Annotated in this window: 25 protein-coding genes; 17 read left to right on the top strand and 8 right to left on the bottom strand. The window is 70.5% G+C overall.

Features of this window, described 5'->3' with window-relative positions:
- Positions 1-8 precede the first annotated feature (8 nt).
- From IEX89_RS20165 to IEX89_RS20145, 5 genes are all read left to right on the top strand, one after another.
- Positions 9-788, top strand: coding sequence for an FMN-dependent NADH-azoreductase (locus IEX89_RS20165; RefSeq protein ID WP_210317684.1), 780 nt, complete (start codon positions 9-11; stop codon positions 786-788).
- 57 nt (positions 789-845) lie between these two features.
- The gene (locus IEX89_RS20160) at positions 846-1463 is read left to right on the top strand and encodes an AAA family ATPase (protein WP_188915072.1); all 618 of its coding nucleotides are present in this window, start codon (positions 846-848) and stop codon (positions 1461-1463) included.
- Positions 1385-2272, top strand: coding sequence for an AvrD family protein (locus IEX89_RS20155; RefSeq protein ID WP_188915071.1), 888 nt, complete (start codon positions 1385-1387; stop codon positions 2270-2272). The genes IEX89_RS20160 and IEX89_RS20155 overlap by 79 nt, the downstream gene beginning before the upstream one ends.
- Before the next feature lie 93 nt (positions 2273-2365).
- A complete protein-coding gene (locus tag IEX89_RS20150) occupies positions 2366-3529 on the top strand; it encodes an MFS transporter (RefSeq protein ID WP_188915070.1) in 1164 nt (387 codons plus the stop codon).
- A gap of 20 nt (positions 3530-3549) precedes the next feature.
- Positions 3550-4242, top strand: a complete 693-nt coding sequence (locus tag IEX89_RS20145; RefSeq protein WP_188915069.1) for a glutathione S-transferase family protein — start codon at positions 3550-3552, stop codon at positions 4240-4242.
- A 162-nt stretch (positions 4243-4404) separates the two neighbouring features.
- On the opposite strand, the gene IEX89_RS20140 is transcribed toward IEX89_RS20145, so the two are convergent.
- Complete coding sequence (locus tag IEX89_RS20140) at positions 4405-5079, bottom strand: ChrR family anti-sigma-E factor (protein ID WP_244645601.1); 675 nt, start codon at positions 5077-5079, stop codon at positions 4405-4407.
- 295 nt (positions 5080-5374) lie between these two features.
- Here IEX89_RS20140 and IEX89_RS20135 point away from each other — a divergent pair, with 295 nt between their 5' ends.
- Both IEX89_RS20135 and sseA read left to right on the top strand, forming a co-directional pair.
- A complete protein-coding gene (locus tag IEX89_RS20135) occupies positions 5375-6103 on the top strand; it encodes an alanyl-tRNA editing protein (RefSeq protein WP_244645600.1) in 729 nt (242 codons plus the stop codon).
- A 29-nt stretch (positions 6104-6132) separates the two neighbouring features.
- Positions 6133-6981, top strand: a complete 849-nt coding sequence (gene sseA, locus IEX89_RS20130; protein WP_188915067.1) for a 3-mercaptopyruvate sulfurtransferase — start codon at positions 6133-6135, stop codon at positions 6979-6981.
- Positions 6982-7002: 21 nt separating this feature from the next.
- Here sseA and IEX89_RS20125 read toward each other — a convergent pair whose 3' ends face one another.
- Positions 7003-7578: a cysteine hydrolase family protein gene (locus tag IEX89_RS20125; RefSeq protein ID WP_188915066.1), complete on the bottom strand. Its 576-nt coding sequence runs from the start codon at positions 7576-7578 to the stop codon at positions 7003-7005.
- A gap of 135 nt (positions 7579-7713) precedes the next feature.
- Here IEX89_RS20125 and xseA point away from each other — a divergent pair, with 135 nt between their 5' ends.
- The gene (gene xseA / locus IEX89_RS20120) at positions 7714-9417 is read left to right on the top strand and encodes an exodeoxyribonuclease VII large subunit (RefSeq protein WP_188915065.1); all 1704 of its coding nucleotides are present in this window, start codon (positions 7714-7716) and stop codon (positions 9415-9417) included.
- 7 nt (positions 9418-9424) lie between these two features.
- On the opposite strand, the gene IEX89_RS20115 is transcribed toward xseA, so the two are convergent.
- Positions 9425-10981 (bottom strand): putative bifunctional diguanylate cyclase/phosphodiesterase, encoded by a 1557-nt coding sequence (locus IEX89_RS20115; protein WP_188915064.1) that lies wholly within the window; start codon positions 10979-10981, stop codon positions 9425-9427.
- A 216-nt stretch (positions 10982-11197) separates the two neighbouring features.
- Here IEX89_RS20115 and IEX89_RS20110 point away from each other — a divergent pair, with 216 nt between their 5' ends.
- Both IEX89_RS20110 and IEX89_RS20105 read left to right on the top strand, forming a co-directional pair.
- Positions 11198-12274 (top strand): Ldh family oxidoreductase, encoded by a 1077-nt coding sequence (locus IEX89_RS20110; RefSeq protein WP_188915063.1) that lies wholly within the window; start codon positions 11198-11200, stop codon positions 12272-12274.
- Positions 12271-12693 (top strand): cupin domain-containing protein, encoded by a 423-nt coding sequence (locus tag IEX89_RS20105; RefSeq protein ID WP_188915062.1) that lies wholly within the window; start codon positions 12271-12273, stop codon positions 12691-12693. Before IEX89_RS20110 ends, IEX89_RS20105 begins: the two co-directional genes overlap by 4 nt.
- A 58-nt stretch (positions 12694-12751) precedes the next feature.
- Here the strand turns inward: IEX89_RS20105 and IEX89_RS20100 are convergent, their stop codons facing one another.
- The 4 genes from IEX89_RS20100 to IEX89_RS20085 are packed head-to-tail and all read right to left on the bottom strand — an operon-like array spanning position 12752 to position 16134.
- On the bottom strand, positions 12752-13918 hold the full coding sequence (locus IEX89_RS20100; protein ID WP_188915061.1) for a zinc-dependent alcohol dehydrogenase: 1167 nt from the start codon (positions 13916-13918) through the stop codon (positions 12752-12754).
- 24 nt (positions 13919-13942) lie between these two features.
- On the bottom strand, positions 13943-14380 hold the full coding sequence (locus tag IEX89_RS20095; RefSeq protein WP_188915060.1) for a cupin domain-containing protein: 438 nt from the start codon (positions 14378-14380) through the stop codon (positions 13943-13945).
- A 47-nt stretch (positions 14381-14427) separates the two neighbouring features.
- A complete protein-coding gene (locus IEX89_RS20090) occupies positions 14428-15405 on the bottom strand; it encodes a quinone oxidoreductase family protein (protein ID WP_188915059.1) in 978 nt (325 codons plus the stop codon).
- 18 nt (positions 15406-15423) lie between these two features.
- Positions 15424-16134 carry a GntR family transcriptional regulator gene (locus IEX89_RS20085; protein WP_188915058.1) on the bottom strand — a complete coding sequence of 237 codons (711 nt, stop codon included), beginning with the start codon at positions 16132-16134 and terminating at the stop codon, positions 15424-15426.
- A gap of 150 nt (positions 16135-16284) precedes the next feature.
- Here IEX89_RS20085 and IEX89_RS20080 point away from each other — a divergent pair, with 150 nt between their 5' ends.
- The 7 genes from IEX89_RS20080 (at position 16285) to IEX89_RS20050 (ending at position 22752) form a co-directional block, all read left to right on the top strand.
- On the top strand, positions 16285-17349 hold the full coding sequence (locus tag IEX89_RS20080) for a C4-dicarboxylate TRAP transporter substrate-binding protein (protein ID WP_188915057.1): 1065 nt from the start codon (positions 16285-16287) through the stop codon (positions 17347-17349).
- 86 nt (positions 17350-17435) lie between these two features.
- Positions 17436-17951 (top strand): TRAP transporter small permease, encoded by a 516-nt coding sequence (locus IEX89_RS20075; protein ID WP_188915056.1) that lies wholly within the window; start codon positions 17436-17438, stop codon positions 17949-17951.
- 12 nt (positions 17952-17963) lie between these two features.
- Positions 17964-19364 carry a TRAP transporter large permease gene (locus IEX89_RS20070; RefSeq protein ID WP_188915055.1) on the top strand — a complete coding sequence of 467 codons (1401 nt, stop codon included), beginning with the start codon at positions 17964-17966 and terminating at the stop codon, positions 19362-19364.
- 11 nt (positions 19365-19375) lie between these two features.
- The gene (locus IEX89_RS20065) at positions 19376-19678 is read left to right on the top strand and encodes a DUF1330 domain-containing protein (RefSeq protein ID WP_188915054.1); all 303 of its coding nucleotides are present in this window, start codon (positions 19376-19378) and stop codon (positions 19676-19678) included.
- Positions 19679-19689: 11 nt separating this feature from the next.
- Positions 19690-20607, top strand: coding sequence for a dihydrodipicolinate synthase family protein (locus IEX89_RS20060; protein WP_188915053.1), 918 nt, complete (start codon positions 19690-19692; stop codon positions 20605-20607).
- The gene (locus IEX89_RS20055; RefSeq protein WP_188915052.1) at positions 20604-21503 is read left to right on the top strand and encodes an NAD(P)-dependent oxidoreductase; all 900 of its coding nucleotides are present in this window, start codon (positions 20604-20606) and stop codon (positions 21501-21503) included. The genes IEX89_RS20060 and IEX89_RS20055 overlap by 4 nt, the downstream gene beginning before the upstream one ends.
- A 40-nt stretch (positions 21504-21543) precedes the next feature.
- Positions 21544-22752, top strand: a complete 1209-nt coding sequence (locus IEX89_RS20050; RefSeq protein ID WP_188915051.1) for an FAD binding domain-containing protein — start codon at positions 21544-21546, stop codon at positions 22750-22752.
- Positions 22753-22762: 10 nt separating this feature from the next.
- Here IEX89_RS20050 and IEX89_RS20045 read toward each other — a convergent pair whose 3' ends face one another.
- Positions 22763-24346, bottom strand: a complete 1584-nt coding sequence (locus IEX89_RS20045) for a VCBS domain-containing protein (RefSeq protein ID WP_188915050.1) — start codon at positions 24344-24346, stop codon at positions 22763-22765.
- Positions 24347-24627: the final 281 nt, after the last annotated feature.

Genomic DNA, 24627 nt, shown 5'->3' with positions numbered 1-24627 from the left:
AATGGAGCATGGCTCCCGATTGGTCAACCTTTGCCGTGCGCAATGTTGCAGTGCGGGATGCAAGGCACGGTCGCTACGGCGGTTGCGCGCGTCGTGAGGGTCCATGGCGGCGATCGACCCCCTCCGCCCTGCACACCGGAAATGGGAGCAATGACGTGAAAATCCTCCATCTCAACGCATCGACCCGCGGCCCGCAGAGCGAGTCGCTCGCCGTCGCGCAGAAGGTGATCGAGACGCTCGGATCGGCCTCGCAGATCGAGGTCGACAGCTTCGATCTCTTCGGCGACGACCTGCCCGCGTTCGACGCCGACGCCGTCGGCGGCAAGATGGCGCTCTTCACGGGCGCCGAGGCCACGCCTGCGCAGAAGCAGGCATGGGAGACGGTCAAGGCGGTGTTCGAGCGGTTCGCCGCGGCCGACGTCTACGTGCTGAACGTGCCCCTGTGGAACAACGGCATCCCTTACGTTCTCAAGCAGTTCATCGACGTGGTCACCCAGCCCGGCTGGACCTTCGGCTTCGACATGGAGAAGGGCTATACCGGCCTCATGACCGGTAAGCGGGCCTTCGTGGTGTACGCCAGCGGCGTCTATCACGAGAACGTGCCGGCCAATTTCGGCTCGGACTTCGCCACGCCGTATCTCGACGACTGGTTCAAGTTCATCGGCGTGCACGACATCGAGCACATCCACGTGGCTCCGACCGTCGTCAACGCCGACTTCGCCAGCACCAAGGCTGCAGCGCTCGCAGAGGCCGAGGCGAAGGCCAAGCAGCTGCTCGCGGCTGCGTGAGCCCGGAGGGGGTGGGCGCGCCCCACCCCTCCACCTCGTTCCATCGGAGGCGCTAAGATGAGATTGGGCATCACAGGCACCTACTCTTCCGGGAAGACGTTCACTTCGCTCGTCGTCAGCAATTTCCTCGGTATTCCCCGGACCGAGGCGTCGACCATGCGCGAGATCCTGCCTCATGCCGCACCAGGCAAGACGCTGGACGAGTGCACGGCCGCACAGCTGATCCAGATGATCGTCGTTCGCCACACCGAGCGGGTGCATCACGAGAAGCGCCTCGCGCCGGACTTCGTGTCCGACGGATGCTCCCTGCAAGAGTGGATCTACGGCAGCGTCCGGGTGAAGTACGGCGTCAACCCCAACGAGTCGATCGACCTCGCCCCGAGCGAGAGCGTCGCCAGGACCGCCGAGCTCGTCTTCTTCGAGGAGGTGATGTCCGAGCTCGGCAAGGCGTTCAAGCGCCACGTGAAGAGTTCGTTCGACCTCTTCGTCCACCTGCGAAACGAGCTGCCCCTGGCGAAGGACGGGCATCGTCCCGTCAACGAGAACTTCCGCCGATCGTCGGACGAGCTCCTGCTCTCCACGCTCGGAGGAGAAACATGCAGCTGGGATATTTTCCAAACATCGACGACTTCCTCGGTACGCGACAGACGCGTTACTTTGGAGACGGTTACCTAAAGTCGTCACAAGCGATCCGTGACTTTCAGCTGACGGGCCGCCTCGACGTGGTCGAGTTCACGTGCCTCGGGTCGGTCAAGCTCCCCGAGGTCTGGTCGCAAAAAGGCGAAACACTTCAGGTTCCGCACTCGAGCACCATCGACGTCATCGAGTTCGCGCTGGAGGCCGTGCGCCTCTTCCACGGTTGGTCGCGTCGGACGGAGGAGCTGACGATCGATCGCATCCAGAGCATCTCCATCGTCGCCGGAAAGACGCCGGTGGAGGACGACCTCGCCGCGGTGAGGATCACCGGGCGCGTGCACAAGGCCGACGACGGGCTCGAGGTCATGGATCTCGTCGTCGCCAACATGGACGTGACGATCAAGCTGCGCCCCGGGATCGCGACCGGGCGGAAGCTGACGCTCAGCCGCAAGCCCGTACGGCTCGATCACGTGATGCTGAACACTTCGGAGATGCGGGCCTCGGCGCTCGCGACCTCCGACTCGAGCGATCCCGCCGAAGCCTGGTCACTGGCAGGTAGCTTCGCGTGCACGCTGCAGCTCGGGCAGCTTCTCCTCTATACACTCGACGACGTGACCCGCGCGACCAGCAACACCCTCTGGATGAAACGTACGGAGATCACCTTTGGAGACGTGGTGCCCTGCATTGGCCCCGTGCAGCCCATCCACGCCTATCTCGATGACGTCCTGAAATACGAGAAGCCCGACGGCGTCTGGCGCCGGGCCAACGGCTGCGCGGCGATCTGCAACGTGCACATCACGTGCCGGGTGACACATCGTCTGCCGACGCCCACCCTTACCCTGCAGTAAATCGCTCGTGCCCTGTTCGTCCGTTGCGGAGTCCTCACTCCGCACCGGCGCACGTGCGCGATCGATGCCGGGAGAAGAAAACGGAATCGTACCTTGACGACGAAATCCACCTTCCTCGTCTCGACCATCATGATCAGCGGCTTCCTGGTCGTCGGCCAGATCTACGCCGTCATTCCCATGCTCGACGCGATCCGAACGGAGTTCGACGTCACGACCGCACGCGCGAGCCTCGTCGCAACGGTCTTCGGCCTGTCCTTTGCGGCCGGCGTCGTCGTGTTCGGCCCGATCGCCGACATGGTCGACCGTGCACGGCTCCTGGTGGGCGGGCTCGCGGCGCTGGCGCTCGCCAGCCTCGCCGTGGCGGCCACCGACGACTTCTCGTCGCTCGTCGCGTCGCGCGCCCTGCAAGGCTTCGTCTCCGCGAGCTTTCCGGCGACCGCTCTCGCGCTCGTCGCGGATCGGATCGCACGCGAGCAGCAGCCGCCGGCGTTCTCCATGCTCGGCTTCGCCTTCTTGAGCTCGGCCCCGCTCTCCCAGCTCATCGTGGCGGAGCTCTCGCTCCCGATATCCGCCGTGATGACGGGCGCGGCGCTTCTCTACCTGCTTTGCGCCGTCGCGACCTATGTCGCTGCGCGGTTGCTGCCCACACCCGAGCGGAGCGCTGCGCCGGCGGGCGGCGACGCGGATCCCGCCGCCGACGCGACGTTCCCGAGCCTGGCCGCCGTGATCCTCGCGCCCAGCGCCGTGCTCTTCGGGTTCGTCGCCTTCCATGCCGCGGCCCAGCTGATGTCCGGGCGCGATCCCGCCATCGATCCCGACCAGCTCAGGCTGCTCGGCTTCGTGCCGCTCCTCCTGTGCTTCGCGGCTCCGGCGATCTCCAAACGCCACGGGCCCGCCTTCACCGCGAGCGCGGGGATCTTCCTGATCGCCGTTGCGATGATCGTTGCGATCTCCGGACAGATGCCGCTGGCAAGCGTGACCGTCTCCGCGGGTGTCGCCCTGGCGGTTCCGGGGCTGATCGCGACCGTGTCGTTCTGGTCGGGAGACGCCGTCCGGGCACGTGCGATGGCGACCTACACCTTCCTCCTGTTCGTGGGCGCGAGCGTCGCGCCCCTGTTCGTGGCGGCGGTGGTGGAGTTCGACATGCGGCTCGCCTTCCTGCTTCCCGCCGCGCTCGCCGCGACGGCGAGCTCGCTCCTATTCGTGGCGCACGAGATCAGGCGACGTCGCCTGGCAGCTGCCGACGCCCCCATCTGAACGCCGAGGAGACCAAGACCATGATGCACGCGCACCCCGAGCAAGCCGCTCCGCTTGAGCTGCCCTCGAACACGCGGCTGATCGGCTCGCCGATCTGCCCCTTCGTCGCCCGCGCCCGTATCGTCGCCCACGAGAAGGGCATCGCGCTCCCGGTGGAGTTCATCGATTTGTTCGCGAAGCCCGACTGGTTCCTGGCGCGATCCCCTACGGGAACGGTGCCGGCCCTCGAATGCGGCGACGACTTCATCTTCGAGTCGTCGGTCATCTCGGAATTCCTCGACGAGCTGACCCCGGATCGCCTGCATCCCACCGCGCCCGTCGCGCGGGCGCTCAACCGATCCTGGATCGAGTTTGCGGGCACGATCCTGCGCCAGCAATACTTCATGCTGATCGCCCCCGGCATGGACGACGCGCGTCGCCATCGCGACGGCCTCACGACGGCGCTGCGCCAGCTGGAAACGATCGTGCAGCGCTCCGGCCCCTACTTCAACGGCGCAGACTTCGCCATCATCGACGCCGCCTACGCGCCGGCCTTCGTGCGGTGTGGTTTCATGACGGAGCGCCTCGGCATCGACGTCCTCGCCGACCTGCCGAAGCTGCGAGACTGGGCGGCATCCGTCATCGAGCGTCCGTCCGTCCGGGACGTCCACGACGGCGAGCATTTCGGCCATCTGACGCGGCATCTCGCCCAGAGAGGCTCGGCTTTCGCCTGAACGGGGACAGCGCGCCGGCGGACCATGGGTGCGGGACGACGACGCGTTCGTCGTCGTCCACACGCCGGCGCTGATGTTGCGACGACGCGAGCCGCCCCACGGGGAGACGATCCGCGCGGGGCGTTCACGTCTCGGTCGAAAGGACCCGCGCGACGACCACGGTCAGTGCCGAAAGATCTTCTGCACGATGCGCCCGATCGGTCCCGTCAGCTTCAGCGGCGCGTCGGTGACGGCGAAGCAGAAGCAGTCCTCGCCGGGATCGGCGTGGGGCTGGTGGTCGACGTCCATGTCCGCGATGGCGATGTCGCCGCGCAGGTAATGGCCGTTCATGTCGGAGAAAGCGCCCTTGAGGACGAGGGTGTATTCCGAGCCCTCGTGGGTGTGCGAGGGGATCTTGCGCCCGCCGCGGATCCAGTAGAGCGTCGCCTCGCCGTCCTCGTTGTCGCTGACGCGGAACTCCTTCACCCCCGGCAGCAGCGTGCGCCAGGGCGTGTCGGCGAGGCTCGCGCCGAGATACCGCGCGAGCGGATAGGGCACGATGTCGTCGCCGTGGAAGCCGCTCGCCGCGGGCGAGCGGATCGGCTCGCCGGGCGTGCTCTCGCCGGCCGCGAAGATCGCGGCGAGGCGCGCGTCGCGGTCGGCGATGGAGACGGGCTCGACCCGCTCGATGTCGGCGGCGGTCGCGGCCTCGAGCGCCGCCACGTAGCGGCGGCCCTCCGGCCGGATCGCGAGATGCGTCGCGACGAGCGCATGCAACGGCGCGCTCAGGACGCCGCGCGCGTAGCCGGCGAGGAGCGTGTCGAGCGGTTGTTCGTGCGTCTGCCCGATGGGGTTCACTTCGTTCACCTCGAGCGGCCGGAAGAGAGAGAGGCCGCATCGCTCTGATGTACGTGAGCGCGCCCGGCCCGGATCAACGCGAAAGCCCGGTTTCGTTATCCGGAACAATGACCTGAGCCCCGGCGGGGCAAAATACGTATTATGCCGTAATGTGTCCAGAGCGTGTGGACAACGCTGTCGGTGGGCCCGCGCCCGACCGGGCTCGCGCTCCTGCACGTCCCCGCAGCCTTGCCACGCCATCCCGCCGCTTCTAGCGTGCCGCTCCCCTTGCTCGCACTCGAAGAGGAGCCCGACCGTGACCGAGCCCATGTTCCGCGACGACGCCTATCTCACCCGCACGACCGCGCGGGTGGTCGACGTGGGGGAGAAGGGCATCGTGCTCGATCGGACGATCTTCTACGCCCAGGGCGGCGGCCAGCCCGGCGACATGGGCGTGCTGCGCCGCCAGGACGGGACGACGATCCCCATCGCCAACGCGGTCTACGGCGAGGATCGCAAGGCGATCGTCCACGTGCCGGCGGCGGACGCGCCGGGCGTCGGGGCGGACCTCGTGGGCGAGGACGTCGTCGCCGAGATCGACTGGGGCATCCGCCACAAGCGCATGCGCGTGCACACGGCGCTTCACCTCCTGTCCGTCGTCGTGCCCCACCCGGTCACCGGCGGCGCCATCGGCGACGGCGACGGGCGCCTCGATTTCGACCTGCCCGAGGCCGGCCTCGATCGCGACGAGGTGACGGCGACGCTCAACGCGCTGATCGCGCAGGACGCGCCCGTCTCGGAGAGCTGGATCACGGACGAGGAGCTCGACGCCAATCCAGGCCTCGTGAAGACGATGTCGGTCAAGCCGCCGCGCGGCTCGGGCCGCGTGCGCCTCGTCGCCATCGGCGACATCGACCTGCAGCCCTGCGGCGGCACGCACGTGAAGCGCACGGGCGAGATCGGCGCGGTGGTCGTCACCGACATCCAGAAGAAGGGCAAGCAGAACCGGCGCGTGCGCATCGCGCTCGCCGATCAGGCCGGTTAAGATCGACGACCCCACCGGAGGAACGCCCGATGACCGACACGCCCTTCGTCTCGCCCGCCTGGCTCGCGGAGCGCCTCGGCGCCCCGGGCCTCGTCGTCGTCGACGCCTCCTGGTACCTGCCGGCGATGAACCGCGACCCGGAGGCGGAATACCGCGAGGGCCACGTGCCCGGCGCGGTGCGCTTCGACATCGACGCGGTGCGCGACGAGACATCCGGGCTGCCGCACATGCTGCCGACGCCGCACGCCTTCTCGGCCGCCATGAGCGCGCTCGGCATCGGCGACGGCATGCACATCGTGGTCTACGACGGCGCGGGGCTGTTCTCGGCGCCGCGGGTCTGGTGGACCTTCGAGGTGATGGGCGCCGCCGACGTCTCGGTGCTGGAGGGCGGCTTCCCGGCCTGGCGCGCGGCGGGGCTCCCCGTCGAGGAGGGCGCGCCGCGCCCGCGGGGCAAGGCGACCTTCACCGCGCGCCTCGACCATTCGGCGGTCGCCGATCTCGACGACGTGCGGCGGGCGCTGGAGACGGGCTCGGCGCAGGTGGTCGACGCCCGCTCGGCCGAGCGCTTCGCGGGACGTGCGCCCGAGCCGCGGGCGGGCCTGCGCGCCGGCGGCATGCCGGGCGCGCGAAACCTGCCCTACGGCGAGATCGTCCGCGACGGGCGCCTCGCCGACGACGCGACGATCCGCGAGGCCTTCGCCCGCGCCGGCATCGACCCGGCGCGCCCGGTGATCACCACCTGCGGCTCGGGGGTGACGGCGGCGATCCTCTCGCTGGCGCTCACGCAGATCGGCCACCCGCCCCGCGCGCTCTACGACGGCTCCTGGGCCGAATGGGGCGGGCGCGAGGATTGCCCGGTGGCCACCGACGCGACTTGAAGGTGCGGTAACGCCGGACGCTCAACGGCGCGCGAGCGCGTCGATCACCTCCTGCGCCGTCACGATCCGCGCGAACTCGCCCGAGAGGTTGGCGAGCGTGACGTCGTGGATGGTCTGCGCGGGAATGGTGCCGCCGTCCGCGCCCGGCATGTCGAAGGTCCAGGTGGCGTCGCGCACGAACAGCGCCTCGAAGCCGAGATTGCCGGCCATGCGCGTCGTCGTCTCGCAGCAATGGTTCGTCGTCGCGCCGACGATGGTCACGGTTGCGATGCCACCCGCGCGCAGCCGCTCCTCGAGATCCGTGCCGATGAAGGCGCTGTTGACGGACTTCACCAGCACCGGCTCGCCGGAGACCTCGCGGGCGCACTCCATCACGGCGTAGCCCGGGCGCTCGGGGCGCAGGCGCGAGCCCTCCGCGCGCGAGGCGTGGCGGACGTGGATCACGGATGCGCCGGCCGTGCGGAAGGCTGCGAGAAGCGCCGCGATGCGCTCCCCCGCGCCGGGATTGTTGCGCCGCTCGCCGGCGGCCTCGCGCTCGGCGAAGGCCTCCTGAACGTCGACGAGGACGAGGGCGGTGTGCTCGGTAGACAGCGTCATGGGCCGGTCCGCAGGGGCGCCGCCGACGGGCGGGCATCGACCCCGCTCGTAGCGCAAGGCGATGCCGCGAGCCAGCGCCGAACGCGGCGTCGCTGCAGCCTTGCCCCGGGCGCCCGGCTCGTGCAACGTCGCTCCATGGCTGCCCCGGCACAATCCTCCAACGCCCCCGAATGGTCCGTCTCCGAGCTCTCGAGCGCGCTCAAGCGCACGATCGAGGATGCCTACGGCTACGTGCGCCTGCGCGGCGAGATTTCGGGCTTTCGCGGCCCGCACTCGTCGGGCCATTGCTATTTCTCGCTCAAGGACGAGAGCGCGAAGATCGACGCGGTCGTCTGGAAAGGCACCTACGCGCGCCTGAAGACCAAGCCGCAGGAAGGGCTCGAGGTGATCGCCACGGGCAAGATCACCACCTTTCCCGGCAAGTCGAGCTACCAGATCGTCATCGACCAGATCGCGCCCGCCGGCGTGGGCGCGCTCATGGCGCTGCTCGAGGAGCGCAAGCGCGCGCTCGCCGCGCAAGGGCTCTTCGCCGCCGAGCGCAAGCGCCCCCTGCCCTATCTGCCGCGCGTGATCGGCGTCGTCACCTCGCCCACCGGCGCGGTGATTCGCGACATCCTGCATCGTGTGCAGGACCGCTTTCCCCGCCACGTGCTCGTGTGGCCGGCGCGGGTGCAGGGCGACACCTGCGCCGAGGAGGTGGCGGCGGGCGTGCGCGGCTTCAACGCGCTCGATCCCGCGGGGCCGATCCCGCGGCCGGACGTGATCATCGTCGCGCGCGGCGGCGGCTCGATCGAGGACCTGTGGGGCTTCAACGACGAGGACCTGGTGCGCGCGGTGGCGCAGAGCGACATCCCCGTCGTCTCCGCGGTGGGCCACGAGACCGACTGGACGTTGATCGACCTCGCCGCCGACGTGCGCGCGCCCACCCCCACCGGCGCCGCCGAGATGGTCGTGCCCGTGCGCTCCGAGCTCCTCGCGATCGTCCACGATCGTGCGCGGCGCCACGAGGACGCGATGCTGCGCCGGCTGGAGCGGCTGCGTGCGGACCTGCGCTCCGCGGCGCGCGCCCTGCCGCGGCCAGAGGACCTGACGGCGACGCAGCGCCAGCGCCTCGACCTCGCCGCGGCCCGGCTCGCCCCGGCGCTCGCCGCCAACGCCCGCGCCTTCGAGCAGCGGCTCGCCGAGGCCGCGCGCCGCCTCGAGCGCGGCTCGCCTCGGGTGCGGCTCAGCCGGGCGCGCGGACGTCTCGACGCGCTCGCGGAGCGGCCGCGCCGGGCGCTCGACAGCGTTCTGCACCGGCGGCGCGATCGGCTGGAGGGCCTCGCCGCGCGCCTCGCCGCCGGCCGCGGGCGGCTCGTCGAGCTCGAGCGCGCGCGCATCGCCCACGGCACGAAGCAGGTCGGCGCCTGCGGCGACCGGCTGCGCAAGCTCGCGCTGGCCGGCGTTCACGAGCGCCAGCGGCGCCTGGCGAGCCTCTGGCAGCTCGCCGAGAGCCTGAGCTACCGCTCCGTCCTCGCCCGCGGCTATGCGCTCGTACGCGACGCGGAGGACCGCCCCGTGCGGGCGGCGGGCGCCGTCTCCGCGGGGGCCGCGCTCTCCATCGAGTTCGCCGACGGCATCGTCGCCGCGCGGGCGGAGGGCGGACGCGCTGCGCCCCCTCAGGAGACGTCCTCCGGCGAGACGGCCTCCGGAGAGGCGCCGGCGTCCGCCGAGCCCCGGCCGCGTCCCCGCAAACGCACCCCGAAGCCCGCGCCGGAGCCGTCGACCGCCACGACGACGGCGTCCCGCGCAGCACCGGACCCGGCCCGCCCGAAGCAGGGCAGCCTGTTCGATCTCTAGGCGCGGGTCAGGCGGCGATCGTGTCGCTGCGTCCCTCGCCGGCGAGCAGCGCGCGCGCTTCGCGCGCCGTCATCGCGCGGCCGAAGAGGAAGCCCTGGCCGCTGCGGCAGCCGAGCGCCTTGAGCTCGGCCAGCTGATCCGTGGTCTCGATCCCCTCCGCCGTGGTCGGCACGCCGAGCGCGCGGGCGAGCGCCACGACGGCGTCGACGATCTTGCGCTGCTTGGGGTCGGCGAGGAACGTGTCGACGAAGCTCTTGTCGATCTTGATGCGGTCGAAGGCGAGGTGCGACAGGTGCGCGAGGCTGGAATAGCCCGTGCCGAAATCGTCGATGGCGATGCGCACGCCGGCCCGGTGCAGGTCCTCCAGGATGCGCGACGCCGTCGAGACGTCGCGCACGAGCGCGCTCTCGGTGACCTCGATCTCGAGCCGCTGCGGCGAGAGGCCGGTCTCGCCGAGGATCGCGAGGACGCGCAAGCCGAGCGTCGGCTCGACGAGCTGGACGGGGGAGAGGTTGAAGGAGAGGACGACGTCCTTGGGCCACGCGATCGCGTCGCGGCAGGCGCGCTTGAGCAGGCTCTCGAAGAGCGCGGGCATGAGCCCGGTCTCCTCCGCGAGCGGGATGAAGGTGCCCGGCGACACCGGGCCGAGGCCGGGCCGCGTCCAGCGCGCCAGCGCCTCGAAGCCCTGGATGCGCCCGCAGGCGAGATCGACGATGGGCTGGTAGTGTGGCCGCACCAGCCCCTCGCGGATCGCGCGGTCGAGGTCGCGCTCGAGCTCGGCGCGCAGGCGCAGGCCCTCCGCCAGGCTCTCGTCGAAGCGCATGGCGCTGTCGCGCCCCTCGCTCTTCGCCGCATGCAGCGCGATGTCCGCGCCCTGGACGGCGGCGCGCAGGCTCTCCGCGTCCTCGGGAACGCGGGCATAGCCGACGCAGGCGCCGACCTCGCTGGCGATGCCGTTGACGACGACGGGCGCGTGCGCGAGCGCGCGGATCTCCTCGGCGACGCTCTCGGCGTCGCAGCCCGGCTCCGCGACGAGGAGGAACTCGTCCCCGCCGAGCCGCGCGACGAGACGCATGCCTGGCAGCCGCTGCAGCCGCTCGGCGACGTCGCGCAGCAGCCGATCGCCCGCGGCGTGGCCGAAGAGGTCGTTCGTACGCTTGAAGCCGTCGATGTCCACGGCGAAGACGACGAGCGGCGTCGGCGCATCCGAGTCCGCGGCCTCGACGTGCGCGACGAAGTCTTCCAGACCCTGCCGGTTCGCGAGCCCGGTGAGCGTGTCGTGCCCCGTGAGCCACGACGCCTCGCGCTCGGCATCCACCCGCCGCCGCAGCTCGCGCCGCGCCTCGCGGGCCCGTCGCAGCGCGAAGACGCAGCCGGCGATCCCCACGAGCACGAGCGCCAGCGCGATGGCGTGGAGCCAGGCGTGTGTCTCGTGGTGGAACATCACTTCCAGGAGCGCGTGCACCTCGAGGTGGATCGCGATGCTCCAGACGAGCAGCGCCGTCGCCCCGAGGACGAGCGCATCCCGCGTGGAGGAGGTCAGTGAAGCCCAGGTCGCGCGCATGGTCTTGGCTCCAGTCACGTTACGGAAGCCATCGGTCGCACGGGCGTATTAAGGGAGAATTGAATCGATCTCGGACTCTCCCCGGCAATGGTCCGATTCCGGGCCGCGCACGCGCAGCTCGGGCCGGAAATCCTGATGACCGTCATCAGGAACGATGATTTGGGCCCGCCGCACCGCCCCGCTACCGTCCTCCACGGTCGATCCGAGGAGAGCCCCATGAGCGCGTCGCAACCGACGAGACTGCCGCCTTCCCGGGTGCGGGCCTTCATCGCCGAGATCCTCGCCGCCGAGGGCCTGCCGCAGGACGACGCGGCGGAGGTGGGGCGGCTCATGGTCGAGGCGGACCTCCTCGGCGGAGACGGGCACGGCGTCTTTCGGCTGCCGCGCTACGTGGCGCGGCTGCGCGCCGGCGGCTTCAATGCGCGCCCCGATATCCGGATCCTGCGCGAGCGCGGCGCCACCGCCCTCGTCGACGGCGACGACGGCTTCGGCCACCTCGTGATGAAACGCTGCGCCGACGAGGCCGTCGCCCGCGCCCGCAGCCACGGCATCGGCTGGGTCGGCGCCCGGCGCTCGAACCATGCGGGCGCGGCGGGCGTCTACGCGATGATGGCGCTGCCCCACGACATGATCGGGCTCTACCTCGCGGTGGGCAACGCCAACCACATGGCGCCCTGGGGCGGCATCGAGCTCCTGCTCAGCACGAACCCGATCGCGGTGGCGATCCCCTCCGCCGGTCCCGTGCCGATCCTCCTCGACATGGCCACCACGGTCGCCGCCTACGGCAAGGTGAAGCTCGCCGCCGAGCGCGGCGAGGCGATGCCGGAGGGCTGGATGATCGACGCCGACGGGCGCCCCCTCACCGATCCGACGCAGGCGGCGGGCGGCTCGCTCCTGCCCATCGGGGGCCCGAAGGGCTACGGGCTCGCCCTCGTCTTCGGCCTCCTCGCAGGCACGCTCAACGGCGCCGCCATGGGCCGCGACGTGATCGACTTCAACGCGGACGACACGTCCTCCACCAACACGGGCCAGGCGATCCTCGCCATCGACGTCGCGAGCTTCGCCGATCCGCAGGCGTTCAAGGCCGACGTCGCGCGGATCGCGCAGGAGATGAAGAGCTCGGCGCTGCGCCCCGGCTTCGACGCGATCCGCCTGCCCGGCGAGCGCGCGCTCGCGACGCGCGCGGAGCGCGAGACGACCGGCATTCCCATACCGCCCGCGCTCCTCGCGCGCCTCGACGCGCTCGCCGCCGCGAGCGGCGTCGCCCCCCTGTCCGCGGAGACACGAGCATGAATGACAAGGCGCCCGTCGTGCGCACGCACGACGTGATCGAGACGTTCGAGCGCGGCAACGGCGTCGTCACGCGCCTGTTGTGCAACGGCGCCATCTGCGGGGCGCAGGTGACGACGGGCACGACGACGCTCCCCGTCGGGCGCAGCGTCGCGCGCCACCATCACGATTGCGACGAGCAGATCGTCATCCTCGCCGGCCGGGCGGAGGCCGAGATCGAGGGCAGGCGCTTCCCCATCGGGCCGATGGAGGTGGCCTTCATCCCCGAGGGGATGGTGCATTGCTTCCACAATGTGGGCGACGAGCCGGTTTTGATGCTCTTCGTCTACGATGCGCCGGAGGTCACCCGCACCTTCGCCGACACGGGCGAGACCGTGGTGCATCTCGGCGCCGGCGACCGCGCGCAGCCGGGCTCGACCTAGAGTACGACGCCGGCGGGGAGCCGATCGCCCCCCGCCGCTCGGCTCACCCGCCGATGGCTCACGCCGTCTCGGCGCCGATCTCGGCGAGGCGGCGAGGCATGCGCACCACGACCTTGATCGCGTCCTCGATCCGCTCGCGCGCATAGCGCAGCGCAATCGGCAGCTCGTCGAGCGTGAACGAGTGCGTGTGGATGCGTGTCGCGTCGAAGCGCTTCTGCGCCATGAAGGCGTAGGCGCGGTGGGTCGCGCTCTTGCCCTCGCCGCGGATGCCGTAGACGTAGATGTTGTTGCGCACGAGATGCCCGACGTCGACCTGGTCCGGCTCGTGCGGGAAGGCGGCGAGGCAGAGCTTGCCGCCGCGATTGAGCATGCGCCCGGCCTGGTCGATGGCCCCCGGCGCGCCGGAGCATTCCACCACGTAATCCGCCCCGCGCCCGTTGGTGAGCCGGCGCACCGCCTCGACGGGGTCCTCCCGGCGCACGTTGACGACGTGGTCGGCGCCGAGCGCGAGGCCGATCTCCAGGCGATTGTCGCGCGTTCCCGTGAGAATCACCGGAGACGCGCCGAGCGCCTTCGCCACGGCGGCGCCGAGGAGCCCGATCGGCCCCGGCCCCGTGACGACGACGCTCTCGCCGGCGACGAGGCCGCCGAGCTCGGTCAGCCCGTACATCGACGTGCCTGCGGTGACGACGAGGGTCGCCTCCGCATCGGACATGGCGTCGTCGATGCGGATGAGCGTGTTGATGTTGTTGACCGCGTATTCGGCGAAGCCGCCGTTGGTGGTGAAGCCGTTGGCGCGGTGGCCCTTGTCGTGCTCGCCCCAGTTCATGCCGTAGTTCAGGCAGGACGTGTACATGCCCATGCGGCAGCGCTTGCACTGCCCGCAGCCGGCGTGGATCTCCACCGTCACGCGCTGGCCGATGGCGAACTCGTCCACGCCGGGTCCGAGCGCCGCGACGGTGCCCATGTATTCGTGGCCGGGCGTGAAGTTCTTGTTGAACGGCGCCCCGCCCTGGATCATCGCCGGCGGGCCGTGGGAGATCACGTCGAGGTCGGTGGCGCAGATCGCGATGGCGTCGACGCGCACGAGCACCTCGCCGCGACGCGGCACCGGCGTCTCCTTCTCGACGAGGGTGAGCTCGTCGGGGTCGCCGAGGACCCAGGCCTTCATGGTCGCGGGAACCGGACGGGCCGGATCGGTGGTCACGCCGGGATGCGCGTACATGGTCTCGTCCTCGGTCGGAGCCGCTCAGGCGGCGATTTGCAGCCGGATGCCCTCGGGCACCGGCAAGGGCTCGTTGGCGCTGTCCTTGAATTCGACGGTGGTGAAGAGGAGCTCGGTGTCGCCGATGTTCTCCACGCTGTGGAGCAGGTACTCGCCGGCGCCGTAATGCATGTGCTTCGTGTCGCCGGGGAAATGCGTCACGTCGACGATGCGGCCGTCCTCGAAATAGCCCCGCGCCGCGCCGTGCGTGTGGCACGTCCAGAAATAATCGAGCACGTGCCTGTGGAAGGCGCAGCGCTTGCCCGGCGGCAGCCGCAGGTGCCACACGCGCACCCGGTCCGTCTCCGAGACGAGGACGCTGCCCACGCAGCCGTTGAAGGCGTTCGCCTCGATGTCGCGCCGCAGGTCCTCCGGCCAGTGGGCGCGAGCGGCCTCGAAGGCGGCGTCTGTCGTCGTGGTCATGGTCAGTCTCCTCTCCTCCTCGCGGGCGTTCGGGTGCGCGATCCGGCTCACGGCACGAGGATCGTCGCGCCGGTGGTGCGCCCGGCCTCGAGATCGCGATGGGCGGCGGCCGCCTCCGCCAGCGGATAGCGCTGGCCGATCGCGGCGCGGATCGCTCCCGAGGCCGCCCGCGACAAGACGGCCTCGCCCGAGGCGCGGTAGTCCTCCGGGGCGGCGCAATAGGTCGCAAGCGTGGGGCGCGTGAAGTAGAGCGAGCCCTTCTTCTGCAGGAGCGACGCCTCCACCGCCGGCGGCGGGCCCGACGTCGCGCCGAAGGACACGAACACCCCGCGCGGGGCGAGCGTCTCGATCGTGGTCTCGAAGGTCGCGGCCCCGATGGAATCGTAGGCGACCCGCACGCCCGCGCCGCCGGTGATCTCCTTGACGCGGGCGAGCACGTCCTCGCGGGTGCGGTCGATCACCGTGTGATAGCCGGCCTCGCGGGCACGGGCGCACTTGTCCTCGCCGGCGGCGATGCCGATGAGCGCGATGCCGCGCGCCGCCGCCCATTGCCCCGCAAGCAGCCCGACGCCGCCCGCCGCCGCCCACATCAGGGCGAAGCCCCCGGGCTCCACGGGCGCACAGCGCTCGAGCAGGTATTCCACGGTCATGCCCTTGAGGAGGAGCGCGGCCGCGTCGTCCTCGGCGACGCTCTCGGGAAGGCGCAGGAGCCGCCAGGCCGGAACGATGCGCGCGCCCGCATAGGCGCCGGGCGAGCCGCCCTGATAGACCACGCGATCGCCCACTGCGAGGCCGGAGACGTCGGGCCCGAGAGCCGCGACGATCCCCGCCGCCTCGTTGCCCACCCCCATCGGCACCGGCATGGCGTAGGCGCCGCCGCGCTGGTAGACGTCGAGGAAGTTGACGCCGCAGGCGCTCTGGCGCACCAGCGCCTCGCCGGGCCCCGGCTCGCCGGTCTCGACCTCGAGGAGGCGCATCTCCTCCGGCGGCCCCTGGCGCTCGATGCGGATCGCGTCGGTCTTCATGGCTACTCCCCGATCCCGTCAGCCGACGATGGCGGCGCTCTCCAGCGCCTCGAGCACGCGTCGGCGCGAGCTCTCGATGTGCGCGCGCATGAGAGCGGCCGCGCGGCGGCGGTTGCGCTCGCCGATGGCCGCGATGATCTCGGCGTGCTCGCGCACGAAGGTCGCGAGGTCGCCCGCGTCGCGGGTGGCGACGCCGATCATGGTGAGCCGGTCGGCCTGCTCGTTGATCTCGCAGGCGGCGCGGGCGAGCCGCGCGTTGCCGCAGCCGATGGCGAGCGCGGTGTGGAATGCGGAATTGTAGGCGGCCCAGGTCGAGAGGGCGATCGGCTCGGGCATGGTCGCGTAGGGCGCGAGGCCGGCGATGGTCTCGTCGCTCGCGGTCTCGACGAGGCGCCCGACGCATTCGCGCTCGTAGATCAGGCGCATCTCGTAGATCTCCCGCGCGTCCGCGATGGAGATCGGCTTCACCCGGTAGCCCTTGCGCGGCATCACCTCGACGAGGTTCTGCTCCTCGAGCTTGATCAGCGCGTCGCGGATGGGGGACTTCGAGACGCCGAAGCGGTCGGCGAGGTCGCGCTCCTGGATGCGCGTGCCGGGACGGATGGTGCAGGTGAGGATCTCCGCCCGCAGCTTCTGGAAGACGGACGTGCGGCGCAGCCCCGTCATCTCCTCGTCCAGGCCCGTTCCGGCTGCCGCCTCGACGCTCTCCACCTCGTCATTCGCCGTCATCTGATATCTCACAACCACTCCCATGGAGCCGATGAGAATGGGCATACTCCGCATCCAGCTTCCGGGTCAAGGCATGTGATTGCTCTGTGGGATGTGTTGACGCTGCGAAAAATCCAGTGTGATATCTCACAAAATCTGGAGGACACGCCAATGAGAAAAGTCGCCACCCTCGCCGCAACGCTCGTCGCCCTCGTCGGCGGCACCGCGCTCGCATCCGCCGACACGATCCGGCTGCGCATCGCGTCGGGGCACCCCGCCGTGAACACCTACGTCAACCTGATGGAGACGTTCTTCGTGCCGGAGGTCTCGCGGCGCGTCGCCGAGCGTACCGACCACACGGTCGAGTTCATCGAGGGCTACGGCGGCTCCATGGTGAAGGTCGCCGACACGCTCGAGGCCGTGCAGTCCGGCATCGTCGACATCGGCGGCTTCTGCTTCTGCTTCGAGCCCTCGAACCTGCCGCTGCACGCCTTCCAGGTGATGCTTCCCTTCGGCACGATGAGCCCCGAGCAGAGCGTCGCCGTCGCCCGCGCCGTCTACGACCGCGTGCCGTTCCTGGAGGAGGCGTTCGAGGAGCGCTACGACCAGGTGCTGCTCGCGCTCATCGCGGACAACGGCTACAACCTCGTCACCAATTTCGCCTGGGGTTCCGTGGAGGATCTGCAGGGCGAGAAGCTCGCCGGCGCGGGCCTGAACCTGAAATGGCTCGAATATGCCGGAGCCGTCCCGGTCCAGTCCTCGCTCGTCGACGCCTATACCTCGCTCCAGACCGGCGTCTACGACGGCTGGATCATGTTCCCGTCGGGTGTCGTCAACTTCAAGCTCCACGAGGTTGCGAACCACTATACCGAGATCGGCTTCGGCTCGATCACCTGGCACGGGCTGACGATGAACCAGTCCCGCTTCGAGAGCCTGCCCGAGGACGTGCGCGAGATCGTCCTCGAGGTCGCCCGCGAGTACGAGGCGATGACCGGCACGCGCAACCAGGAGGACTACCCCGAGCAGCTCGAGCAGCTGCGCGAGCTCGGCGCGACGGTGACGACGCTCCCCGACAGCGTGCGCGCGGATTGGGCCCGCTCCCTCGCGGCCTGGCCCGCCGAGAAGGCGGCCGAGCTCGACGCCGCCGGCATGCCGGCCTCCGAGGTCCTCTCCATCGCCCTCGAGGAGGCCGAGAAGCTCGGCTACGTCTGGCCCGTCCGCTACGAGCTCGACTGAGGCGCCCGGCCACCCGCTCGCGGGCCGCCCCTGCTGCGGGCGGCCCGCGCCCAACGTCGCCCCTCTCGCCCGCCGACGAGGTCGCCATGATCACCAAGGCCGTCGACGTCACGGCGAAGGCGCTCCTCGTCTTCGCCTCGCTCCTCGCCTTCTCCCTGTGCTTCCTCGTCGTCGCGGACGTCGTCGGGCGCTCGCTGTTCTCCACCCCGGTCCAGGGCACGCCCGAGATCGTCTCGAGCGCCATCGTCGTCATCTGCTACCTCATGGCGACGCACGCGGTCCTCTCGGGCGGCATGATGGAGGTGACGCTCGTCACCGGCGCCGTGCCGGCGCCCGTTCGCGCCGTGCTCGTCTTCGTCGCCTGCCTGCTCGGCGCACTCCTCTTCGGGATCATCGCCTGGGGCGGGCTCGATCGCTTCGTCCAGGCCTGGGTCGCCGGCTCCTACGAGGGCGAGGGCGCGCTCAGGGTGCCGACCTGGCCCGCGCGGCTCTCCGTCTTCGTCGGCAGCGCGCTGTGCTGCGTCGCCTACGTGCTGATCGCGTTCCGCGGCGCGCGCGACGCGCTCGCCGGCCGCGCGATCGCCTCCCCGCCCCATCACTGACGAGCCGCGCTCATGTTCGACGCCTTCCAGATGTTCGTCGTGGTCGCGACCCTGCTCGGCCTCGTCCTGTGCGGTGCCCACATCGCGGTGGCGCTCGGCATCACCGCCGCGCTCGGCGTCTACATGATGATGGGCGACATCGGCGTCGTGACGAGCTTCCTGTCGAACACGGCCTACGAGGCGATCCGCGACTACATCTTCGCCGTCATCCCGCTCTTCATGCTGATGGGCGAGTTCCTCGCCCGCTGCGGCGCGGCACGCGACCTGTTTCGCCTCGCCAACCGGCTTCTCGGCTGGCTGCCCGGCCGGCTGGGCGTCGCGACGGTCCTGGCGAACGCGCTCTTCGCCTTCGTCACCGGCGTCTCCATCGCGGCCGCCGCCGCCTTCGCGCGCATCGCCCATCCGGAGATGAAGCGCTTCGGCTACAAGAGGCAATTCTCGCTCGCCACCATCGCGAGCAGCGCCTGCCTGGGCATGCTGATCCCGCCCTCGATCCTGATGATCGTCTGGGGCGTCATCACCGAGCAGTCGATCGGCAGCCTCTTCCTCGCGGGCGTCGTGCCGGGCCTCATCGTCGTCGTCTGCTTCAGCGGCTACATCGTGCTCACCGCGATCCTCAAGCCGGAGGTGATCGGCGCGGAGGTCGCCCGGGTCGGCGGCGGCGCGGCCGCGCTGACCCTGTCGGGCGGCCCCGACGCCTCCCGCGGCGCGCCCGGAGCCGAGGCGGCCGCCCTGCTGCGCGCGGACGACGAGCCGATCCTGCCCGCGCTCCTCTCGACCCTCCTCGTGGTCGGCCTCATCGTCTTCGTGCTCGGCGGAATCTGGGGCGGGTTCTTCACGCCCACGGAGGGCGCCGGCGTCGGTGCAGCGGCGGGCCTCCTCGTCGGCGTCGCCAAGGGCCTTCGCCTGAAGCAGATCTACGCGGCCGTGCTCTCCGTCGGCCGCGTCGCGGCGCCGCTGCTCCTCCTCCTCGTGATGGCGCAGATCTACTCGCGCGTCCTCTCGATGACGGGCGTCACCGGCGCGGTGCAGACCTTCTTCCTCGATACCGGCCTGCCGCCGCTCGCGATCATCGGCGTGATGATCCTGATCTGGTTCATCCTCGGCTGCATCATCGATTCGGTCTCGATCATCCTCCTCACCGTGCCGGTCTTCGCCCCGATCGCGACCGCGCTCGGCATCGACCCCCTCGCCTTCGCCATCGTCGGCATCATCGCGGTGGAGGCGGGCCTGCTCACCCCGCCCTTCGGCATCCTCGTCTTCACCGTGAAGGCGGCGCTGCCGGAGGAGAACGTCTCGGTCGGGGAGATCTTCCGCGGGGCCGTGCCCTTCTGGCTCTGCCTCCTCCTCACGGTGGCCCTCGTCATCGCCGTGCCCGAGACCGCCACCTGGCTCCCGACCCTCGTCCGCTGACGGAGACCCTCATGACAGCGTATTGGATCGCGCGCTCGCGCATCATCGATCCCGTCGACTACAAGAAGTACACCGACCGCGTGCCCGAGATCGTCGCCGCCCATGGCGGGCGCGTCCTCGCCCGAGGCGGCAAGTACGAGATCCTGGAGGGGCCGGGCACCTTCCACCGCTTCGTCGTCATCGAGTTCCCCTCGCTCGAGGCGGCGCGCGGCTGTCACGATTCGCCCGAATACCAGGAAGCCTCCGCCTTCCGGAAGGACGGGGCGGGCGAGGTCGAGCTCGTCATCGTCGAAGCCGGCGACGCCACGACCTGAGGAGCGAACGCATGCCCAAGACCGCCTTCGCCGGCCTCGTCGTCCCGGTGATCACGCCCTTCAGCGCCGATCTCGAGCCGGACGCCGACGCCTTCGTGCGCATTTGCCGGCACATGCTCGACGAGGGCGCGCACGGCCTCGCCCCCTTCGGCACGACGAGCGAGGCGACCTCGCTCTCCCTCGCCGAGCGCACGACGCTGCTCGAGCGCCTCGTCGATAGCGGCATCGATCCCGCCTGCCTCCTGCCGGGCGTCGGCCTGCCGAGCCTGCCGGAGACGGTGGCGCTCACGCGACACGCGGTCTCGCTCGGCTGCGGGGGCGTGCTGATGCTGCCGCCCTTCTACTACAAGCCCGTGGAGACCGACGGGCTCGAGGCCTTCTACCTCGAGGTGATCGACCGCGTCGGCTCGGACGATCTCGGCCTGTGGCTCTACCACATCCCCCAGATGGCGGGCGTCGGCATTCCCCTCGACCTCATCGAGCGACTCGTGCGGCGCCATCCAAGCACCGTGATCGGCATCAAGGACAGTTCCGGCGACTACGACAACACCTGCGCCATCCTGGAGCGCTTCCCCGGCTTTCGCGTCTTCCCCTCGTCGGAGGGCGTGCTCCTCGACGCGACCCGCCGCGGGGCGGTGGGCTGCATCACGGCGTCGGGCAACGTCAACCCGGCCGGCATCAGGCGCCTCTACGACGCGCTGGGCGAGCCCGAGGCCGAGGCGCTGCAGCGCGGCGTCGCCGAGATCCGCGCGATCGTCTCGAGCTTCCCGCTCATCCCCGCCGTGAAGCGGGCCGTCGCCGAGCGCCTCGGCGAGCCCGGCATCGCACGACCCCGCCCACCGCTACGCCCGCTCGGGGACGCGCAGGCGGCCGACCTGATGTCGCGCCTCGACGCGGCCGGGCTGGCACCCGCGGGTGCGGCACGATGAGCGAGACGACGAAACCGACGATCGGCGTTCTGGGGCTCGGCATCATGGGCCTCGCCTATGCCCGCCACCTGCTCGCCGCCGGCCATCCGGTGCTGGGCTACGACGTCGCCGACGAGGCCAAGAACGCCTTCGTCGAGGCGGGCGGGCGTCTCGTCGAAGCGCCGCGCGATCTCGCGCGCGAGACCCGCATCGTCCTCGTCGCGCTCGCTTCGGAAAAGGCACTGCGCTCGGCCCTCCTCGGAGAGGACGGCGTGCTCGCAGCGGCACGATCCGACACGATCCTCGTCGAGATGGGCACCTTCGCCATCCCCCTGAAGGAAGAGATCCGCTCTCGTGTCGAGGCGGCGGGCGCGCGCATGCTCGACTGCCCCGTCAGCGGCACCGGCGCCCAGGCCGCGACCCGTGACCTCGTCGTCTACGCGAGCGGCGATCCCGACGCGATCGCTCGCGCGCGCCCGGCGCTCGAGGCCGTGGCGCGCCAGGTCATGGAGGTCGGGCTCTTCGGCGCCGGCATGAAGCTCAAGATCGTCGCGAACCTGCTCGTGACGGTCCACAACCTCGCCGCCGCAGAAGCCCTCCACCTCGCCGAGCGCTCCGGGCTCGACCTCCAGACCGTCTTCGAGGCGATCCGCTCGGGCGCGGGCACGTCGCGCATGTTCGAGGTACGCGGGCCGCTCATGATCGAGGACCGCTACCGCCCGGCCACCATGCGGATGGCGACCTACATGAAGGACCTCGACCTGATCCTCGACCATGCCCGCGACGTGCGCGCGACGACGCCGCTGATGGCGGCGGCGCTGCCGTGGTACGTCACGGCGCTGGGCCAGGGCCGCGACGAGGACGACACCGCCGCGCTCTATCCCACCCTGCGCGCGGCCGCGGGCGGCGCGGCGTGAGCGGCGCGTCCCACGCATCGGCGCGACACGAGGAGAGTGCATGAAGACCAGGCGCGCCATCGTCATCGGCGGCTCCATGGGCGGGCTCTTCGCCGGCCTCTTCCTCCGGCGTGCCGGCTTCGACGTGACGATCCACGAACGCGTCGGCGAGCCGCTCTCGTCGCGGGGCGCGGGGATCGTCACGCACCCGGAGCTCATCGAGGCGCTGGCCGCGGCGGGGATCCCCGTCGGCGCGGATCTCGGCGTGGAGACTCGCGACCGGCTCCTCCTCGACGCCACGGGGGCCGTGAGGATGACGCGCCTGCGTCCGCAGGTGCACATGTCCTGGAACGCGCTCTTCGCCCTCCTGCGCGAGGCGTTCCCCTCCGCTTCCTACCGCGCCGGCAGCGAGCTCGTCGACGTCGTGCAGGACGGATCGGGCGTCGCAGCCCGCTTCGCAGATGGATCGACGGTCGAGGGCGATCTCCTGGTCGGCGCCGACGGCTTCCGCTCCGGCGTGCGCGCGGCGCTCGCGCCCGAGGTCGAGCCGCTCTATGCCGGCTACGTCGCCTGGCGCGGCCTCGTCGAGGAGGCCGCGATGCCCCCCGTCGCGCACGAGGCACTGTTCGACGCCTTCGCCTTCGCCCTGCCGCGGGGCGAGCAGATCCTCGGCTATCCCGTCGCCGGCGAGGGCAACGATCTGCGACCCGGCCGGCGACGCTACAATTTCGTCTGGTACCGCCCGGCGCCCGCGCCCGAGGCGCTCGACGATCTCCTCACCGACGAGACCGGCACGCGCCACGCCCTCTCGATCCCGCCGCCGCTCGTTCGCGAGGCGCATCGCGCGCGGCTGCGTGAGGCCGCGGAGGCGACGCTGCCGCCGGCTTTCGCCGCCCTCGTCGCGGCGACGCCCCAGCCCTTCCTGCAGCCGATCTACGATCTCGAATCGACCCGCCTCGCCTTCGGGCGCGTGGCGCTCGCGGGCGACGCCGCCTTCGTCGCGCGCCCGCACGTGGGGGCCGGCGTCGCCAAGGCCGCCCTCGACGCGCGCGCCCTCGCGGACGCGCTCTCGACGGAGGACGACGTGCCGACGGCCTTGCGGCGCTACGAGGCCGCGCGCCTCCCCGCCGGCCGCGTCGTCGTCGGACAGGGCCGACGGCTCGGCGCGAGCATCGGCGTTAGCGATGCCGATCCGGCGGAGGTGCTGGAGGAGACGGCGACGCTGGATTTTCTGCAGCGGACGGGCGGCACGGGTCAGGTGAGCGTGTGAGCAACAAGGATTAGACGATCTCGACGTGCTGAAAATTGGCGCCGCCGATAATGGTGATTACGATCTCTCCCGGCGTGTCGCCGTCGAGGGATTCGATGTGGAGCGTATCCGAGGCCATGTCTCCTTGACCGAGGTCTTCGATCTCCTGTTTTCCGCCGCCGAGCGTGTACGACCAGTCGCCGGATGTCTCATTGAATACAAAGACCCCCCAGGTCGCCACGAGGGGCGACTCGACAACGAAACGATCCTGGCCGAAATCTCTGTCGATGATTTCCAGTGAACCCGACACGGTCTCCGTTCCACCGACGGTCACCTGGCCAGTATCAACGCCCGAAATGCTCGCCGGATCGTTCTGCCCGCGCACCGTCACGAGGACGTTGCTCCGCGCCGTAGCTCCGGCGCCGTCCTCGACCTCGATCTCGATCACGAGCTCGTCCACGTCGCTCGCGCCGAGCTCCTGGAAACCGCTTCCCGGCTCGAAGCTCAGCTCGGAACCGCCAACAGAAGCGTTACCCTTCTCCGGAGCCGAGAGGATGCTGTAGGTCAGCAAGGAGACGTCGTCGACCGCGTCGACGTCCTCCGCCAGCGAGGAGAGGTCGAGCGTCACCTGGAAGCCGTCCTCGTCCGCGACGAGCGTGCCGTCCGCGAGCGTCGGCGCGTCGTTCGCGCCGTCGATGGTGACGACGATCGTGGTGGACGCCGTCCCGTCGCGCGACGCGACGTCGAGGCGATCCTCGAGCGTCTCGCCCTCGCCGAGCGCCTGGACCGCCTCGTCGTCGTTGTCGAGCGTGTAGGTCCACGCGCCCGACGCACCGTCGAGGGTGAACGTGCCGTAGGTGGCGTCGAGGGGCGAAGCGGCGATGACCACCGCCTCCCCCGGATCGGGGTCCGTGACGATGAGCCTGCCCATAGCCAGATCTTCGCCGTCCTCCGCGACGCGGCCCGTAGCCTCACCCGAGATCGCCGCCGGATTGTCGGGGGGCGGCGTCTCGTCCGGCGGGTCGACGGGGTCGGGTGTGGGCGGGGGATCGGCGGGGGCCGGGGGGCCGGGCGGATCGCTCGGGCTCGGCTCGTCGAGGAGCCCGAGGAGCCGCAGGACCGCCTCTTCGGCCTTCTGCTGCATGACCTCCGGGGTCGTCTCGTCCGTGATCCCGCTCAGATAGTCGCGCCCGATCTGCGCCGCCGTCTCCCCCACATAGGCGGCGATCTCCTCGGGAAGATCGAGCAGGGTGGTGAGGAGGTCCGCGGCCTCGAGCTTCTTCTCCACGATGTCGCGGTCGGCACCCTGGGCGCCGTGGAAGATGTTGATGGCGATGGTCTCGACCGTCTGCCGCCCTGAGCGCAGCTCGCCGACGAAGAAGGCGAGGCCCTCGGGCTCGGCATTGCGTCCGAACAGGACGAAATAGATCGCGTCGACGATCTCCTCGTCCGACATGCCTTCGAAGCGCTGCAGATATTCCGGCGCGGCGGTGAGGCGTCCGATCAGCGGGCCGAGATCGCGTCCGCCATCGGTCTCCGCGTTCCAGAACGCGAGGCCGTTCGGATCGGCGGGCCGCCCGAACAGGGCCATGTAGATGCCTTGGATGCTCGTCATGTCGCGCCCCTACCGCTGCCCCGGGCTGCCGACGCGGTCGTCGGCACGCCTGGGTTTCTGCCGCATGACGGTAGGCGCATCAAGCCATTATTGTTAAGTTTCGGTGTAATGATCCATTAGCGTAAACACCGGGGTGGGCGCGAGGGGTCGGCGAATGACGGGCCCCGAAACGCGAAAAGCCCCGGCGCGTGGTTCGCCGGGGCTTCTTTTGTTTTGGTTGCGGGGGCAGGATTTGAACCTGCGACCTTCAGGTTATGAGCCTGACGAGCTACCGGGCTGCT

Source organism: Salinarimonas ramus, assembly GCF_014645695.1.
Classification (GTDB): Bacteria; Pseudomonadota; Alphaproteobacteria; order Rhizobiales; family Beijerinckiaceae; genus Salinarimonas; species Salinarimonas ramus.
Note: the sequence above shows the minus strand (reverse complement) of the source record. Positions and strands in the feature narration are given on the sequence as shown.